The 14,115-nt window shown below is 67.7% G+C and carries 15 protein-coding genes, 1 tRNA gene and 1 other annotated feature; of the genes, 10 read left to right on the forward strand and 6 right to left on the reverse strand.

Features of this window, described 5'->3' with window-relative positions:
* Nucleotides 1-1,110: ISL3 family transposase (locus N869_RS03175; RefSeq protein ID WP_035057753.1), on the forward strand; the 1,110-nt coding region annotated here is incomplete at its 5' end.
* Nucleotides 1,111-1,330: 220 nt separating this feature from the next.
* Here the strand turns inward: N869_RS03175 and N869_RS03180 are convergent.
* A complete protein-coding gene (locus N869_RS03180) occupies nt 1,331-1,861 on the reverse strand; it encodes a hypothetical protein (RefSeq protein ID WP_156968318.1) in 531 nt (176 codons plus the stop codon).
* A gap of 492 nt (nt 1,862-2,353) precedes the next feature.
* Complete coding sequence (locus N869_RS03185; RefSeq protein WP_198025941.1) at nt 2,354-3,652, reverse strand: hypothetical protein; 1,299 nt, start codon at nt 3,650-3,652, stop codon at nt 2,354-2,356.
* Nucleotides 3,653-4,083: 431 nt separating this feature from the next.
* On the opposite strand from N869_RS03185, the gene N869_RS03195 reads away from it, so the two are divergent.
* Nucleotides 4,084-5,330, forward strand: a protein-coding gene (locus tag N869_RS03195) for an IS3 family transposase (RefSeq protein ID WP_156968319.1) whose coding sequence is annotated in 2 segments (ribosomal slippage) — nt 4,084-4,387 and nt 4,387-5,330 — 1,248 coding nt in all. Because the reading frame shifts where the segments join, the coding sequence is not laid out codon by codon here.
* Nucleotides 4,383-4,499: a sequence feature (AL1L pseudoknot), on the forward strand. (Overlaps the previous gene by 117 nt.)
* A gap of 449 nt (nt 5,331-5,779) precedes the next feature.
* Here the strand turns inward: N869_RS03195 and N869_RS18385 are convergent.
* Entirely contained in the window at nt 5,780-6,436 is a 657-nt protein-coding gene (locus N869_RS18385) for a nitroreductase family deazaflavin-dependent oxidoreductase (protein WP_232229587.1), read from the reverse strand.
* Between the two features lie 185 nt (nt 6,437-6,621).
* Between N869_RS18385 and N869_RS18710 the strand changes: the two genes are divergently transcribed.
* From N869_RS18710 to N869_RS03215, 3 genes are all read left to right on the forward strand, one after another.
* The gene (locus N869_RS18710; RefSeq protein ID WP_269545858.1) at nt 6,622-6,747 is read left to right on the forward strand and encodes a hypothetical protein; all 126 of its coding nucleotides are present in this window, start codon (nt 6,622-6,624) and stop codon (nt 6,745-6,747) included.
* Nucleotides 6,748-6,982: 235 nt separating this feature from the next.
* Entirely contained in the window at nt 6,983-7,861 is an 879-nt protein-coding gene (locus N869_RS17255) for a hypothetical protein (RefSeq protein ID WP_156968320.1), read from the forward strand.
* The gene (locus tag N869_RS03215) at nt 7,848-8,735 is read left to right on the forward strand and encodes a nucleotidyl transferase AbiEii/AbiGii toxin family protein (RefSeq protein WP_035057766.1); all 888 of its coding nucleotides are present in this window, start codon (nt 7,848-7,850) and stop codon (nt 8,733-8,735) included. Before N869_RS17255 ends, N869_RS03215 begins: the two co-directional genes overlap by 14 nt.
* A 200-nt stretch (nt 8,736-8,935) precedes the next feature.
* Here the strand turns inward: N869_RS03215 and N869_RS03220 are convergent.
* Nucleotides 8,936-9,008: transfer RNA gene (locus N869_RS03220), tRNA-Arg, on the reverse strand.
* A gap of 120 nt (nt 9,009-9,128) precedes the next feature.
* On the reverse strand, nt 9,129-10,148 hold the full coding sequence (locus tag N869_RS03225) for a CobW family GTP-binding protein (protein WP_232229588.1): 1,020 nt from the start codon (nt 10,146-10,148) through the stop codon (nt 9,129-9,131).
* A gap of 91 nt (nt 10,149-10,239) precedes the next feature.
* Between N869_RS03225 and N869_RS03230 the strand changes: the two genes are divergently transcribed.
* Together N869_RS03230 and N869_RS03235 are read left to right on the forward strand one after the other, a co-directional pair.
* Entirely contained in the window at nt 10,240-11,127 is an 888-nt protein-coding gene (locus tag N869_RS03230) for a fructose bisphosphate aldolase (protein ID WP_035057768.1), read from the forward strand.
* Nucleotides 11,128-11,132: 5 nt separating this feature from the next.
* Nucleotides 11,133-11,408 carry a hypothetical protein gene (locus tag N869_RS03235; RefSeq protein WP_035057770.1) on the forward strand — a complete coding sequence of 92 codons (276 nt, stop codon included), beginning with the start codon at nt 11,133-11,135 and terminating at the stop codon, nt 11,406-11,408.
* Nucleotides 11,409-11,543: 135 nt separating this feature from the next.
* Here the strand turns inward: N869_RS03235 and N869_RS03240 are convergent, their stop codons facing one another.
* The gene (locus tag N869_RS03240) at nt 11,544-12,548 is read right to left on the reverse strand and encodes a DMT family transporter (protein ID WP_198025942.1); all 1,005 of its coding nucleotides are present in this window, start codon (nt 12,546-12,548) and stop codon (nt 11,544-11,546) included.
* A 119-nt stretch (nt 12,549-12,667) separates the two neighbouring features.
* On the opposite strand from N869_RS03240, the gene N869_RS03245 reads away from it, so the two are divergent.
* The 3 genes from N869_RS03245 (at nt 12,668) to N869_RS03255 (ending at nt 14,113) form a co-directional block, all read left to right on the forward strand.
* Nucleotides 12,668-13,114: an Lrp/AsnC family transcriptional regulator gene (locus N869_RS03245; protein ID WP_232229589.1), complete on the forward strand. Its 447-nt coding sequence runs from the start codon at nt 12,668-12,670 to the stop codon at nt 13,112-13,114.
* 208 nt (nt 13,115-13,322) lie between these two features.
* Entirely contained in the window at nt 13,323-13,664 is a 342-nt protein-coding gene (locus N869_RS16375) for a Dabb family protein (RefSeq protein WP_084136375.1), read from the forward strand.
* On the forward strand, nt 13,661-14,113 hold the full coding sequence (locus tag N869_RS03255; protein WP_052104914.1) for a DUF2000 domain-containing protein: 453 nt from the start codon (nt 13,661-13,663) through the stop codon (nt 14,111-14,113). The genes N869_RS16375 and N869_RS03255 overlap by 4 nt, the downstream gene beginning before the upstream one ends.
* Nucleotides 14,114-14,115: the final 2 nt, after the last annotated feature.

Below are 14,115 nucleotides of genomic sequence, written 5' to 3' on the forward strand. Positions count from 1 at the left end.
CCGTTGGGCTGGCGCCCGACGACCCTGCTGGTCAGGATCCGCCGCTACAAGTGCACCGGCTGCGGCCACGTCTGGCGCCAGGACACCAGCCGCGCCGCCGAACCGCGCGCCAAGCTGTCCCGGACCGCCCTGCGGTGGGCTCTGGTCGGGCTCGTCTGCCAGCACCTGACCGTCGCCCGCCTCGCTGAGGCACTGGCGGTGTCCTGGGACACCGCCAACGACGCCGTCCTGGCCGAAGGCAAGCGCGCCCTGCTCGACGACCCGACCCGCTTCGAGGACGTGAAGGTCATCGGCGTCGACGAGCACGTCTGGCGCCACACCCGCCGGGGCGACAGGTTCGTCACCGTCGTCATTGACCTCACCCCGGTCCGTGACAGGACCGGCCCCTCACGACTGCTGGCCATGGTCCAGGGGCGCTCCAAGCAGGCGTTCAAGGCTTGGCTCGCCGAGCGGCCGAGGGCCTGGCGCGAGGGCCTGGAGGTCGTGGCCATGGACGGCTTCACCGGCTTCACGACCGCGACCACCGAAGAGCTGCCCGAGGCCGTGGCGGTGATGGACCCGTTCCACGTCGTCCGCCTCGCCGGCGACGCCATGGACCGCTGCCGGCGCCGGGTCCAGCAGGACCTGCACGGACACCGAGGCCGCGCCGGCGACCCGCTCTACCAAGCCCGACGGACCCTTCACACCGGCGCAGGCCTGCTCACCGACCGGCAACGCCAGCGCCTGACGGCGCTGTTCGAGAACGAGGAACACGTTCAGGTCGAGGCAACCTGGGGCATCTACCAGCGCATGATCGGGGCCTACCGAGACCCCGACCGCGACCGCGGCAAGCAGCTCATGACCAAGGTGATCGAGTCCGTCACCACCGGCGTCCCGACCGCCCTGACCGAGCTCCGCACGCTCGGGCGGACCCTGAAGAAGCGGGCCGAGGACGTCCTGGCCTACTTCGACCGACCCGGCACCAGCAACGGCCCGACCGAGGCCATGAACGGTCGCCTCGAGCACCTCCGCGGCTCCGCCCTGGGCTTTCGCAACCTGACGAACTACATCGCCAGGAGCCTGCTCGAGACAGGCGGCTTCAGGCCGCGACTACACCCTGCATTGGGATGAGCCACTTTGGCGGCTCATGAGGCTCGCCCGCGGTGAAGCCGTGATCGGCGAAGGCGGGCTTCGGCGAGTCGTGTCCGAAGCTGACGAGGAAGGCGACCTGGCTAGCGACGAGCCAGACGACTAGTTCAGGCATGATGAAGGATTCGGCGAATACAGACTAGGTGTTCTTGGCGAAGCAACCGAGTCGGAACTGAGACTGGCCGACCCCTTGCCGCTCCGGTCACTCGTCAGGAAGCGCCAAGCGGACTCGAAGCGCTGCAAGGAACTCGTCGTGTGCGGACTTCCAGCGAGCCTCTGCGGCCTCCTGGCGCGCCGGATCGCTGACGGGAGCGGGCGGCGACAGGAGGGAACCCGCCAGGCGGGCAAGGTCAGGGGCAAGAAGCTCCAGGCGCACGCGCTCGACGAGAGCGCGCGCCCGCTCTTCTTCCCGACGGGCGATTGACTCAACCCGCCGATCCCACGACATCGCGGCCGCGTCGGTGTGGCCCGCATCACGAGACGCCCGCCAGTTCTCGATCCAGTCGAGAGTGTCCGTAGCGTGACGGCGATACTCGGCGACTGCACCAAGGTACGCGTTAGCCGTGTCTAGCAATCGATGCTGGAGGGACTCCCCTCGGCGCCGAGCGGCGTCAACGCGCGCGAGCTGCATGCTTACGAGGTAGGTCACCCCACCGCCGACGACAACACCAAGCAGTGACGCCAGTAGCGTTCCCCAGTCCATCCCGACATCATAAACGATCTCCGGAGCCATGGGATGGTCAAACGACACCGCTCTGCGGCGCGCGCTGATGGGTAGCGCACGTCTGGCCAGTTGCGCCAGACAGCAATTCGACTAACCGAACGTGCGGTGCCGAAAAGGCGGGGAACGCCAAGATCGAGGACGGCCGGTGGGGCAACTCTCAACTGGCGCGTCGAAGACGCCTGCGAGACCACCGAGAACACCAGCGGCCAGGCCGTCGACAGGCACGAAGTTCTATAGGCGACAGGAGGCAAGGTTGTCCGCACCCATGCGTTCGTCCGCAAGCCACAGGGTACGAGGAGCATGGCTGACACCCAACGTCGGTTGCGCCGCGGCCGTCTCGACGGACGTCGACTCCCCCGGCAACCCTCCGGCACGGCCGGCACCAGAGGACCGAAGGAGCGCCGAGTTCAAACGGGTCGAGTTGACGCGCCGCAGCTAGCGCGTTCGGCCAAACTCAGGAGCGGTCCGGCACACGCGGCTGTCGTGGACTGTCTTACCAACTTAGGCGTCGGCGAACGCCTCTCCGCGATCATCGGCCTCAGCAATCAGGTCTTCCCACGGCCAGGGCACGGTAGCGTACTTGCGGTACAGTAGAAGTTGCCGATCGACAACAGAAACAACCTTGCGCGACTCATCATAGGCCAGGACGAGACCCCTCCCGGCATCGTCGACTTGCAAGGCTTCAATTCTCTCCAACACGGTCTTCAGGTTCCCTTTCTGGATCCTGCCTTCTCGAGCGTGCGCCGTCCTAAAAACAGTATCGAGTGGCACGCCTCGAATTAGATCTTCATCATTGGCTGACATGATCACCGCCATGGCGTGCGCATAGATGCCAGTCGCATTTTGCCGGTTCCGGATTCCGCTAGAGACGCGGTTTGCGAACTCGAGGTAGACCGAGTTTAGTTCCTCGGCATAGTTGAGTTCGGCATCGTCAAGTAGCGCGATGTTGTCGACGTCCGTCGGTTGGACCTGCTCCTCCTCGATTCCAGCCTCTTCGAGAACCCCTTCGATGAGGCGCTGGAGAATGCCAGCGTTTCCGTAGCAGTCCTCGATGGCGCGGGCCACGATTTCGCTTCCGAACCGGAGGTTCAGGGCGGCCCCCCCGGTCTCGAAGATCTTCTTAAGCTCTTCCTTGCTCCACGAGATCGGCACTTCGCGAACTCGTGCCGAGAGGTCGGGGTTGAGGTGGACCAAGATATTCTGCCCACTCCAGACTCCCACGATCACGACGTAGGTCTTGAAATCCCACAGCGCCTTAAGGTCGAAAGCCAACTTCGTGCGCTCAATGTGATCCAGATAGTGGAAGTCTTCGATGACTAATATCCGACCACTCTCACGGATCAGGTCGGCAATAAAGCCAAGGTCATTGATGTCCTGGCGAACGGCCGTGGTTGTCTGTGTCTCCGTAGTCGTCCCCGAAAAACCCCACTTTGCCGCGATCTTGGTAATGAGACTAACGCCGACCTCGGCAGTAGCTTCGACGGTCCCTGTCAGGCTGCTGGCCTTGGAGGAGCTCACTTCCAGCCTGATTCCCAACTCGCCGAGCGCTTCCCGATAAACGTCTAGGACGGTCTTCCCGAGGCGACACTGCACCACCAGGGCTCTCGGCAAGACTCGTTGACGTAGCCAAGATTTTCCGCACTTAGACACCCCGCGCAGCGCAATGTGCTTCTTTTTTCCGAGCAGGCGAGCAATCTTCTTGTCGAGATCTCCTCTGTCTACGTACGAGTCAACAAGCACTTCGGGCGCGACGCCGAAGACATCCTCGACGCGCTTGATCTTTCGCTTGAGGGGAGCCACTGCCGAATCCTAACGCCTCGACTCGTCGAACCTCTGACGAAGGGTTTCACGGCGTGTTGCCAGGTTGGTGGTCTGGCGAGAGGCTGCTTCTGTGGCTCGGCGCGTGCAGGTGTTCGATCAAGGTTCGCAGCGACGCCTTCGTCGCTGCGAACCTGACAGGAGGCGGCGGCAACTCCCGTCACGGCGAGCGCCAGAGGGCTCACAGAGCCCTCGGCAACCGCCGCTGCCGAGTCGAGAGGGGACGGAGCGGTCCTCACCGACGTACCCGTTGTCTCCAGTTCGGGTCGCCAAGGGCGCTGTCCTGCGCTGGCCGGACGCCACCCCCGCCCAGAGCAGCCCTTGCGCAAGACGAACCGGGGGTTTGGATTGAGTCGCCCTGAGTCGCCCTGGGGATGTTGGAGGTTCCTGACCTTGGAAACGAGGATGGAGCCATGCCACGAGAGGTGTGGAAGGGGAAGCCGACCACGCGCCGGTACTCCGAGGAGGAGAAGGCCGCGGCGGTGCGGATGGTCCGGGACCTGCGCGCTGAGCTGGGGACCGAGCACGGGACGGTGCAGCGGGTCGCATCCCAGCTCGGGTACGGGACCGAGTCGGTGCGCCAGTGGGTTCGGCAGGCCGACATCGACGGCGGCCGTGCGCCGGGGGTGACCTCGGCCGAGAACGCCCGGTTGCGAGAGCTGGAGCAGGAGAACCGGGAGTTGCGCCGAGCCAATGAGATTTTGAGGCGGGCGGCGAGTTTCTTCGGGGCGGAGCTCGACCGCCAACACAAGAAGTAGTCGCGTTCATCGACGCGAACCGCGACGAGCTCGGTGTCGAGCCCATCTGCAGCGTGCTGCAGGTGGCGCCGAGCACGTACCACGCCGCCAAGGCCCGCCGGCCCTCGGCCCGGGAGGTCCGCGACGGTGTCCTGCGCCCGGTGCTGGCCCGGCTGTGGGAGGACAACTACTGCGTCAACGGGGCCCGTCAGCTCTGGAAGGCCGCGGTCCGGGTCGGGTGGGATGTGGGCCGGGACCAGGTCGCCCGGTTGATGCGTGCCGAGGGCATCGAGGGCGCCTGGCGCACCAAGCGGGTCCGCACCACCAAGGTCGACCCTGCCGCGGCCCGTTATCCGGACCTGGTCGAGCGGGACTTCACCGCCACCGCCCTGAACCAGCTGTGGGTCACCGACCTGACCTACGTGCCGACCTGGACCGGGGTGGCCTACGTCTGCTTCATCACCGACGTCTTCTCCCGCACCATCGTCGGGTGGCGCGTTGCACCGCACATGCGCACCGAGATGGTCCTGGACGCGATCGAGATGGCCCGCTGGTCCCGCGGGGCGCAGATCACTGGGCTACGGTGTCACAGCGATGCCGGCAGTCAGTTCACCTCCCTGCGCTACGGCGAACGCCCCGCCGAGATCGGCGCGTGCCCCTCGATTGGGACCGTGGCGGACTCGTTCGACAACGCCCTGGCCGAGACCGTCAACGGCTACTACAAGGCCGAACTGATCCACGGACCGGCCCGCACCGGGCCCTGGAAGAGCGTCGAGGACGTCGAGCTGGCCACCCTCGGCTGGGTCCACTGGCACAACACCCAGCGACTACACAGCTCCCTCGGCGACGTCCCACCCACCGAGTTCGAAGCAGCGTTCTACGCTACCCACCGGGACGACCACCACCTGGTCGAAATCCCATAGCCCGAGCCTCCATCAGACCCAGGGCGACTCAGTGTGCCAACAGCCCCGCGCCTCGGACGCGCGAATCGCACTGCAGCCCGTTCTCGACGAGGGTTGTCAAGTGGTCGATGTGCGTGAAGTGGTACAGACGGGTCGGGCTCGGACGGGCCACGGTCTCGGTCACACCTGCTCGATAGCTGACGGTTCACGGGCTTGCTGAACGGCTGCGACGCACACGCATCGCCACGTCGCGGGCCAACTGCAGTTCACCTGGCGACGCGCGCCCCGCGATCCCGGCGACGCCGCGGGCCCCGGACCGACCCACGACACCGGCAGCATCGCAGGGATGCAAGACGAGTGCGCGTCCGTCATTGGGCCACCCGCCGTCATCGAGCGGTCGGATCGCTCCGGGTGGGCGCCACTCTCGATCCGGGCCTCGCAGCGGTACCGAACCCCCAAGGGAGAGCCGACTACCCGCCGGTGCCGCATCGTCCTTGGGAGGATGGGCCATGGCTTCCACACCCGACGTCCGCCCGGTCGGCGACCTCCCCGACGCGATCGGCAGGACCGCCGCGCGCGAGCTCGCCGCGAACGGCCTCACGAGCCTCCGACTCGTGGCCACACGATCCCGGCGAGAGCTCCTGGCGATCCACGGCGTCGGCCCCAAGGCTGTCGCCATCCTGGGTGACGCGTTGGCCGCGGAAGGGCTCACCTTCCGGGAAGACTGAAGCCCTCTCGGGACGGGGCCGGAGCACGGGCAGCTCGACGTAGTCGCGGCACCGGATGGGCCATCGCAGCAGCGCGCGCTGGGGCTGCGGGATGCGCGCCAGCCCCTCGGCCGGGTCCAGAAGTCGCGGGGCACCGAGCTCGAGGATCTCCCGGCCCATGCGCATGCGGCACCCGCCCGAGTGGCGGATGTTGGCCAGCCACTGGACGTCCGGGCCATAGGTCAGCGCGATCGTCACCACGTCCCCGCGGCGGAAGGCCATGAGCGGGGTGTGCCGCACCGTCCCGGTCCGCCGGCCGACGTGCTCGAGGTCGACCATCGGCCCGATCCCGGCGAGCCGCAGCATGACCGGGTTGATGAACCGATTGTTGATGCGGGTGATCCCTCGGGCCATCGGCATGGCGTCCTCCAGGGTGCGGTGTCCCCAGTCTGCCCGGCGCCAGATCCTCTCTGCGCTCCCCGCGGGTTGCGCATCGGTACGCCTACCTGCCTGTAGACGCCTCGAGCGCGTGGGCCGCCAATCTTCTCCTGTCCGCCCGCACACCTACAGGTGTAGGGCAAGCCGGTCCGGCTCGCATGGCGGCGGTGAGCGAGGTGGCGGAGTTGATGTCGATGCACAAGCTCACGGCCGGGGACTGGTACGCCTACCTGACCCGTCACGTCGCTGCGGGCGACGAGGCCAGCCGGGCATGGCGGTGGCCCAGCGGCTGACAGCCATGCTGGTTCGGCGCTACTCTTCACTCATCGTCAGCGTTCATCACAAAGTGAATGGTGCTCTGGAGTGAAGGTAACCATCGAGCTGGAGCCTGCCACACCGGGCCGGTACCGGGATGTGCTCGCCGGGGCTCCGAGGACGGAGATCGCACCCGGACACCGGAACCGGGTCGGAGTCGACGGCACGTTCCGGCCGCTCGTCCTCCTCCCACGGCCACACGTCGAGGGTGACGTGAAGTCAGCCGTCGAGCTGACCCGGATGGTGCCGCCCGGGGCAGTGGGCATGATCGCTTCTCTCACGATCCCCGAGAGAGAACGTGACGCACTGGAAGCGGCAGGCCTCTCTTGGTGCGACGGCCGTGGTGCGATACACGTCGCCTGGCCGGGAACCCTCGTACACGTCGACCACAGTGGGCGAGGCCCACGGCGCGGCCGAACCGAACCGGCCAAACTAGGTCCAGCGGGAATCCGCGCGGTCCAAGTCCTGCTCGCCGTCGACGGGGAGTGGACCATCAGCCGACTCGCGCACGAAGCCGCGATCTCGGTCGGCCAAGCCCACAACGTCTTCAAGGCGCTGGAAGCTGAACGTCTCCTCGCCAGCACGGGTAAAGGCCCGCAGCAAAGGCGCCGAATCACCGACCGTCACGGGGCCATGGACTGGCTCGCAACGATCGACCGCGCACGACGCCGTCCAGGAACCGCGGCAACCTACCTCTACGCGCGCACACCAGAGGAGGTGCTCCGGCGCTTCGCGGAGCGCGCAGATGCCGCCGGCCTGCCGTATGCCGTTACGGGCGCGGCCGCGAGCCAACTACTCGGCGCGCCGGTCTTGAGCCAGATCATCGTCAGCCACATCCGCGTCGGTCCGGTGCAAGCAGACAGCGCCCTTCATCGGCTCGGCCTAGAGCACCTTGACGCGGAGGACGCAGGTCGCGGCATGAACCTCGAGCTGTGGACCGATACCGGCGAGCTCGGAACCTTTGCCGCACGCGATGTCAACGGCGTGCGGGTCGCGCCCCCTGTGCGCGTGTGGCTGGATCTCGCGCGCCAGGGCGGTCGCGGCGCCGACGCCGCCCAACTCTTCCGGGAGCAGGTCCTTGAACGAGCCTGACGGACAGCACAAGAGCGGCTATGACCCGAGCGTCGCCACCGAACTTGTCGCGGAGGCGGCCGACCTCATCAGAGCGCTCGGCTTCACAGCGGCGCACGTCGTCTTGATCGGTGGACTAGTCCCGAGCCTCCTTGTCCCCGTCCTGGACCCGGGAATCGAACCGCACGTCGGCACCGCAGATCTCGACCTGTGTCTGAGCATCGCTCTGGTGGAAGGGCAGACCGAGACGTACGAGCGGATGGAGGCGGTGCTCAAGCGCCGTCACTTCGAGGTGAGCGACGCCTCCTTCCGCTGGCATCGCAGCGCCGGCTTGGCTCTGACCGTCGAGTTCTTCTGCCCAGCAGGCGAGGATCGCCCAGCTGGCCACGCTTTCCGCCCGAGTGCGGGCGAGAACCCGACGGGCAAGCACAACTTCGGCGGACGCCTCTCCGCGCTCGCACTCGAGGCTGGCGACCTGCTCACCCGGGACGTCGAAGAAGTCACGGAGCTGGTCGACCTACCGCAAGGTCGAGGCCGACACGAAGCGACAATCCGAGTCACCGGTCCGCTGGCCTTCCTGGTTGCGAAGATCGATGCGCTCCGTGATCGCGACAAGCCCAAGGACTCCTACGACATCATCTGGCTCATCGAGAGCTGGCCCGGAGGACCGGCGGCCGCGGCCAGAGCCTTCGGCTTGCGACCGGCCTACCACGACCCGCAGGTTTCGGAAGCAATGGCGCGCCTGAGGGACATGTTCGCCGAGCCGAGCCGCGTCGGGGCACGAAGCTATGCACGGTTCGTCGCCGCGGATCCTTCCGAGGAGCCCCAGCTTGAACGGCGTGCCGTCGGAGCGGTCGCGGAGTTCCTCGAGGCGCTACCGCCCTGGGAGAAGTAGTCCACCCTGGCGCGCCCATGACCACGGCTTGATGCATCCGCGTGGGCCCGGGCCATCGCACGGTTCCGCCGGCGTCCCCTCGTCCTTGACGGGCCGTCCACGTCCTGAGACAAGACGCTGACCAATGCTCGGCGAATCGGACACGGTCCCCAGCGGAGCCACGGCGCCTATAACGCCCCTGAACTGCAACAACGCCTCTGTGCGCCTGGCGCGATTCGAACGCGCGACACCCGCTTTAGGAGAGCGGTGCTCTATCCCCTGAGCTACAGGCGCTCGGAGCCGGGCACGTGGTGGTGCTGGCTCGTCGCGTGCGGGCGGTGCCACGGGGGTGCCGTCCGACGTCGAGCAAGCCTACCTGCCTGACCGGGTGGGTGGTGCGTGTGGTGCGGGGTGTCACTCGCTCAGGCGCCGGTACCGCACCAGGCGCCGCATCGCCTGGGCGGCCACGGGTCCGCTCGGGGCCGCGAGTGCGGTCTGCAGTCGTCGGTGGACGTCGGCGTGGTTCAGGTGGGTTCCGATGGCGACCAGCCCGTCGCCGGTGGTCGCCGGGTGGGGGGCGATGTGGATGTGGCGTCCGACCACGTTGGCCGTGTACGCGCGGGTGGTGCGGCCGGTGTCGACGACGACGGTGCCCTTGAGCCGGTACACCCCGGCGGGCGGGTCCTCCAGCAGGTCGATGAGGGCGCCGGGGTCGACGGGGCCGGTGGCGGGCACCGTCACGGCGTTGGCGTGGCGGTGCGGGGGGCCGGCGTGCTCACGGGCCAGGTCGGCCAGGGGCAGCTGGTCGTCGGGGTCGTGGTCGGTGGCGGCGTCGAACACCAGGGCCGGGTCGACCCTCCCCCGGGTCGTCACCACCACGTGCGCGTGGGGGTTGCGTTCGTGGACGCGGGCACGGATCCGCTCGACCGTCGGCTCGCGCTCGTCGGCGGGCAGCAGGTCCGTCTTGTTGATGACGACCAGGGTCGTGGCCCCGAACCGTGCCGGTGGGTCACCCCCGGTGTCCACGGTCGCGAAGTACGCGTCGGCGTCCACCACGTCCACCAACCCGCCCGGGCGCACGTGCTCGGCACCGCTGAACCGGATCAGGCGCCCCAGGGCCGCGGGTTCGGCCACACCGCTGGCCTCGACCACCACCGCGTCCAGACGCAGGCGCGGCCGGGTCAGGACCTCCAGAGCCTCGTCCAGCCCCCCGCTGTCAGGCAGGCAGCACAGGCACCCGCCCGCGATCGACTCCGCGGTGCTGACCTGACCGGTGAGCAGGCCCGCGTCCACGTTGATGGCCCCGAAGTCGTTGACCACCACCCCGATGCGCGCACCCGGGTTCAGCAGCAGCTGGTTCAGGACCGTCGTCTTGCCCGCACCCAGGTGCCCCGTCAACGCCACCACCGGCACCCGCCAGCCCTTCACCTGCACCCCTTCACCTGGCCCCACCAGCCACCCTTGGTTTGAGAACGGTTCTCATCTACAGTCTAGGTGTCCACACCGAACAGCCCCAGGAGACCCGATGAGTCACGCCCAGCAGTCCGCTCGCTTCGAGACCGGACACGGGTTCATCGCTGCGCTGGACCAGAGCGGCGGCAGCACCCCCAAGGCCCTTCGCGCCTACGGGATCGAGGAGTCCCAGTACTCGAACGACACCGAGATGTTCGACCTGATCCACGCCGCCCGCACCCGCATCATCACCAGCCCCGTGTTCACCAGCGAACGCATCCTGGGTGCGATCCTCTTCGAGAACACCCTGGACCGCGACATCCAGGGCAAGGGCTCGGCCGCCTACCTGTGGGAGGACAAGGGCATCGTCCCCTTCCTCAAGATCGACAAGGGCCTGGAGGACGTCACCGACGGCGTCCAGCTCATGCGCCCCAACCCCGGCCTGGGTGACCTGCTCGCCCGCGCCCGCGACAAGGGCGTCTACGGCACCAAGGAGCGGTCCGTCATCCACACCGCCACCACCGACGGCATCACCGCCGTCGTCGACCAGCAGTTCCAGCTGGCCGACCACGTGCTCGACGCCGGCCTGGTGCCCATCATCGAACCCGAGGTCAGCATCGACGCCGCAGACAAGGCCGACGCCGAGGGCATCCTCAAGGAGCAGATCCTCACCCGCCTGGACTCCTACACCGGCACCAAGGTCGCCCTCAAGCTCACCATCCCCACCGTCGACGGGTTCTACAGCGACCTCATCGCCCACCCCGCCGTCGCCCGCGTCGTCGCACTCTCAGGCGGGTACAGCCGCGACGACGCCAACGCACGCCTGGCCCGCAACCCCGGCCTCATCGCCAGCTTCAGCCGGGCCCTGCTCGACGGCCTCTCAGCCGACCAGGACGACGACCAGTTCGACAAGGCCCTGGACGCCGCCATCGAACCCATCTACCAGGCCTCCCTCACCTGACCGCCATGAGCCACGACGACCCGCAGCCCTGGGTGACACCCGTGCAGTTCCAGGCCATCGAGGCAGGGCTGCGGGTCGTCACCGCCTGGACGAACGCCGGCGACGAGGACGCCCTCGCCCACGCCCTGCACCGCGAGACCGACGCCGCAGACATCGTCATCGGCCTGGCGACCGTCACCCGCCTGCTCGCCATGGAGCTCGCCGCCGCGACCGCCACCACCGAGACCGACGTCCTCGCCCACCTCGACGCCCGCGTCCACCACCTGCAACGCACCGGGTAACCGCCGCCAGGCCTGGCGCCGACATGCGTTGGCGCCAGGCCTGGCGATCCACCGGCTGCCCGGGCCCTCTCCCCTTCTCAAGGGACACCACCCGCTACTCGGCTACAACTCCGACCTGCTGGTCGCCAGTTCGTCTCACGAGTCAGCGCGCACAACCGCCGGAGGGACTGTCGGCGCTGGGTCCCCGATTGGCTCCGTACACGGCTGACTCCGCGTTCGAGCCATGCCGAGGGTGACGCCCAGGATCACCACGCCGCCGCCCACGACCTGCCCCGGTGTGAGGGTCTCTCCGGCCAGGACGACGGCCCACATCAGGCCGGCTACCGGGACGGTGTTGAGCAGATTGACCGCCATGCTCGGGGTGAGCGCCTTGAGCCCGAAGTTGTAGGCCAGGAACGCCGCCACCGAGCAGAACACTGCGAGGTACGCGACCCGCAAGAGCGAGCCGCCCGACACTGCAGACCACTGCCCCGCTTCGAACAGCGAGAGCAGGATGAAGCCCGCCGCGCCAGCCAAGGTCTGGTAGTACGTGGTGACGACCGCGGAGCAGCCTGAGCCGTCGCGTTGGGCCACCAGGTTGTAGGTAGCCCAGGCAACCCCACCCAGCAGCAGGAGGAGGATGCCGACGAAGTGGTGGTCCTGGCCCGTGGAGGCAGCCGGGCCATACGCCACCACCATGGCTACTCCGACGATCGCGAGGAGCATCCCTGACAGACGGACCGGGGAGAACGTCGCCCTCCCCAAGAGCCGCTCGAGCACGAGGGTGATCAGGGGGTAGGTAGCGACGATGAGTGTCGCATCGGAGGCCGAGGCGAGGTCCACTCCCACGTTCTCAAGCGCAAAGTAGACGGTGATCCCGAGCAGTCCTGCGCCGGCAATGCCAGCCTTCTGGCGCCGTGAGGGAAGCACCCGCTCACGCCGCAGGTGGACGATCAAGCCCAGGATCACGGCCGCGCCGGTGAAGCGCAGCGCACCGACGGTCATGGGCGGAATGTCCGCCAGCGTCACCTTTGTGACAGCGAAGGAACTGCTCCAGAAGAGCGCGGCCACGAGAACCGCGGAGATCGCGAGCCAACGTGGCGGCGGGGACGGCAACGTCGCGTTCTGGCCGGTCTGGGCGCCCGCGGCTAGGGTGGTCACGCTACAGAGACTAGAGTCAACTTCGGGATGCTCGGCAGGACAGTGCGGATCCTTCGGCTGATCGCGGTGTCTGGCGAAGGAGATTCGATCGGAGCGCGAAGATGAGGCCCCTAGACGAAGTGGATTCGGCCCTGCTACGGCTGCTGCAGGAGGACGCCCGCCGATCGAACCGGGAGCTGGCAGGGCTGCTGCACGTCGCGGAGTCGACCTGCCTGGAGCGCACCCGCGGGCTGCTCCGCTGCGGCGTCGTCACCGGGGTGCACGCCCACGTCGACCTCAAGAAGCTCAACCGCTCCGTGCAGGCCATGGTGGCCGTACGGCTTCGACCACCAGACCGGGCAGTGATCGAGTCGTTCCACTCGTTCGTGGTCGGGCTTGAGGAGACGATCGAGGTCTTCGTCACGGCCGGGACCGACGACTTCCTCATCCACGTCGCGGTCCGTGACAACGATCATCTCAACGACTTCATTCTCGACCGGCTGACCCAGCGTAGGGAGATCGTCGACGTCCGAACGTCGGTGGTCTTCCGACACGACCGCAAGGTCGCTGTCAACCTGCTGGCGTAAGGCGCAGCCAGCGCCACCGCACGGCAGGCCGCGGTGGCCGACCTGTTCGGTGGCACGTAAGGCCTTGACCCCGTCCACGCCCGCCCCCTACCTTGAGCGCGACCACCGAAGGTTGGACAGCACCAGCCTCAGGTGGAGCCACAGGGGGGTCGGATGCCAGCGTAGCTGGCCCGACAGGCTTCGGGGGGAAGAGCGCTGATACAGCACGTTGTGCTATTTCGGTTTCGCGAGGGAGCGGACTGGGACGACCCGCGCGCCCTGCGGGCCGCAGGAGATCACCCGTGGGCATCCACGCGCCATTCCCGACATCGCGCACTGGACAGTGGGCCGCAACACCACGACGCGCGACTGCGCCTATGACTTCTGCGTTATCGGCGTGTTCGCCGACCGTGCCGCGCTAGCGCGCTACATGAACCACCCCGACCACATGCGTGGCGTGCAGGCCTGGTCGCAGATCAGTACCTGGGTCGTGGCAGACCTCGACCTTGCCGATGACGAGTCGCCGCTGGGTGTCCTCGCGGCGGCCACCACGAGAACAGGACAACGGTGACAGCAACGACGAGCACCTCACCCACCCGGCAGATCGATGTCAGCGCCAGCAAGTGCGCCGTCGTCGTCGACGAGAGCCTGCCCACAGGCCTCGCCGCGAACGCGGCATCGGTGCTGGCGATGACACTCACTCATCGGGTGCCCGAACTCATCGGCGCTGACGTCGAGGACGCGAGCGGCACCGTGCACGCAGGGATCGTTCTCATCCCGGTGCCCATCCTCACCGCGCCCCGGGCGGAAGTACGTGAGCTGTTCGAGCGAGCAACCGAGGATCCCGAGACCACGACGATCGCGTTCAGCTCGCTCGCGCAGTCCTGCAAGACCTATGACGAGTACGTCGAGCGGATGTCCCACACCGCCACAGCAGAGCTCGGGCTCGTCGGGATCGGCGTCGTCGGACCACGGCGCTCAGTGAACCGCCTGTGCGGAAGCCTGCCGCTGCTGCGCTGACG

The organism is Cellulomonas bogoriensis 69B4 = DSM 16987 (genome assembly GCF_000767165.1).
In the GTDB taxonomy this organism is placed as follows: Bacteria; Actinomycetota; Actinomycetes; order Actinomycetales; family Cellulomonadaceae; genus Actinotalea; species Actinotalea bogoriensis.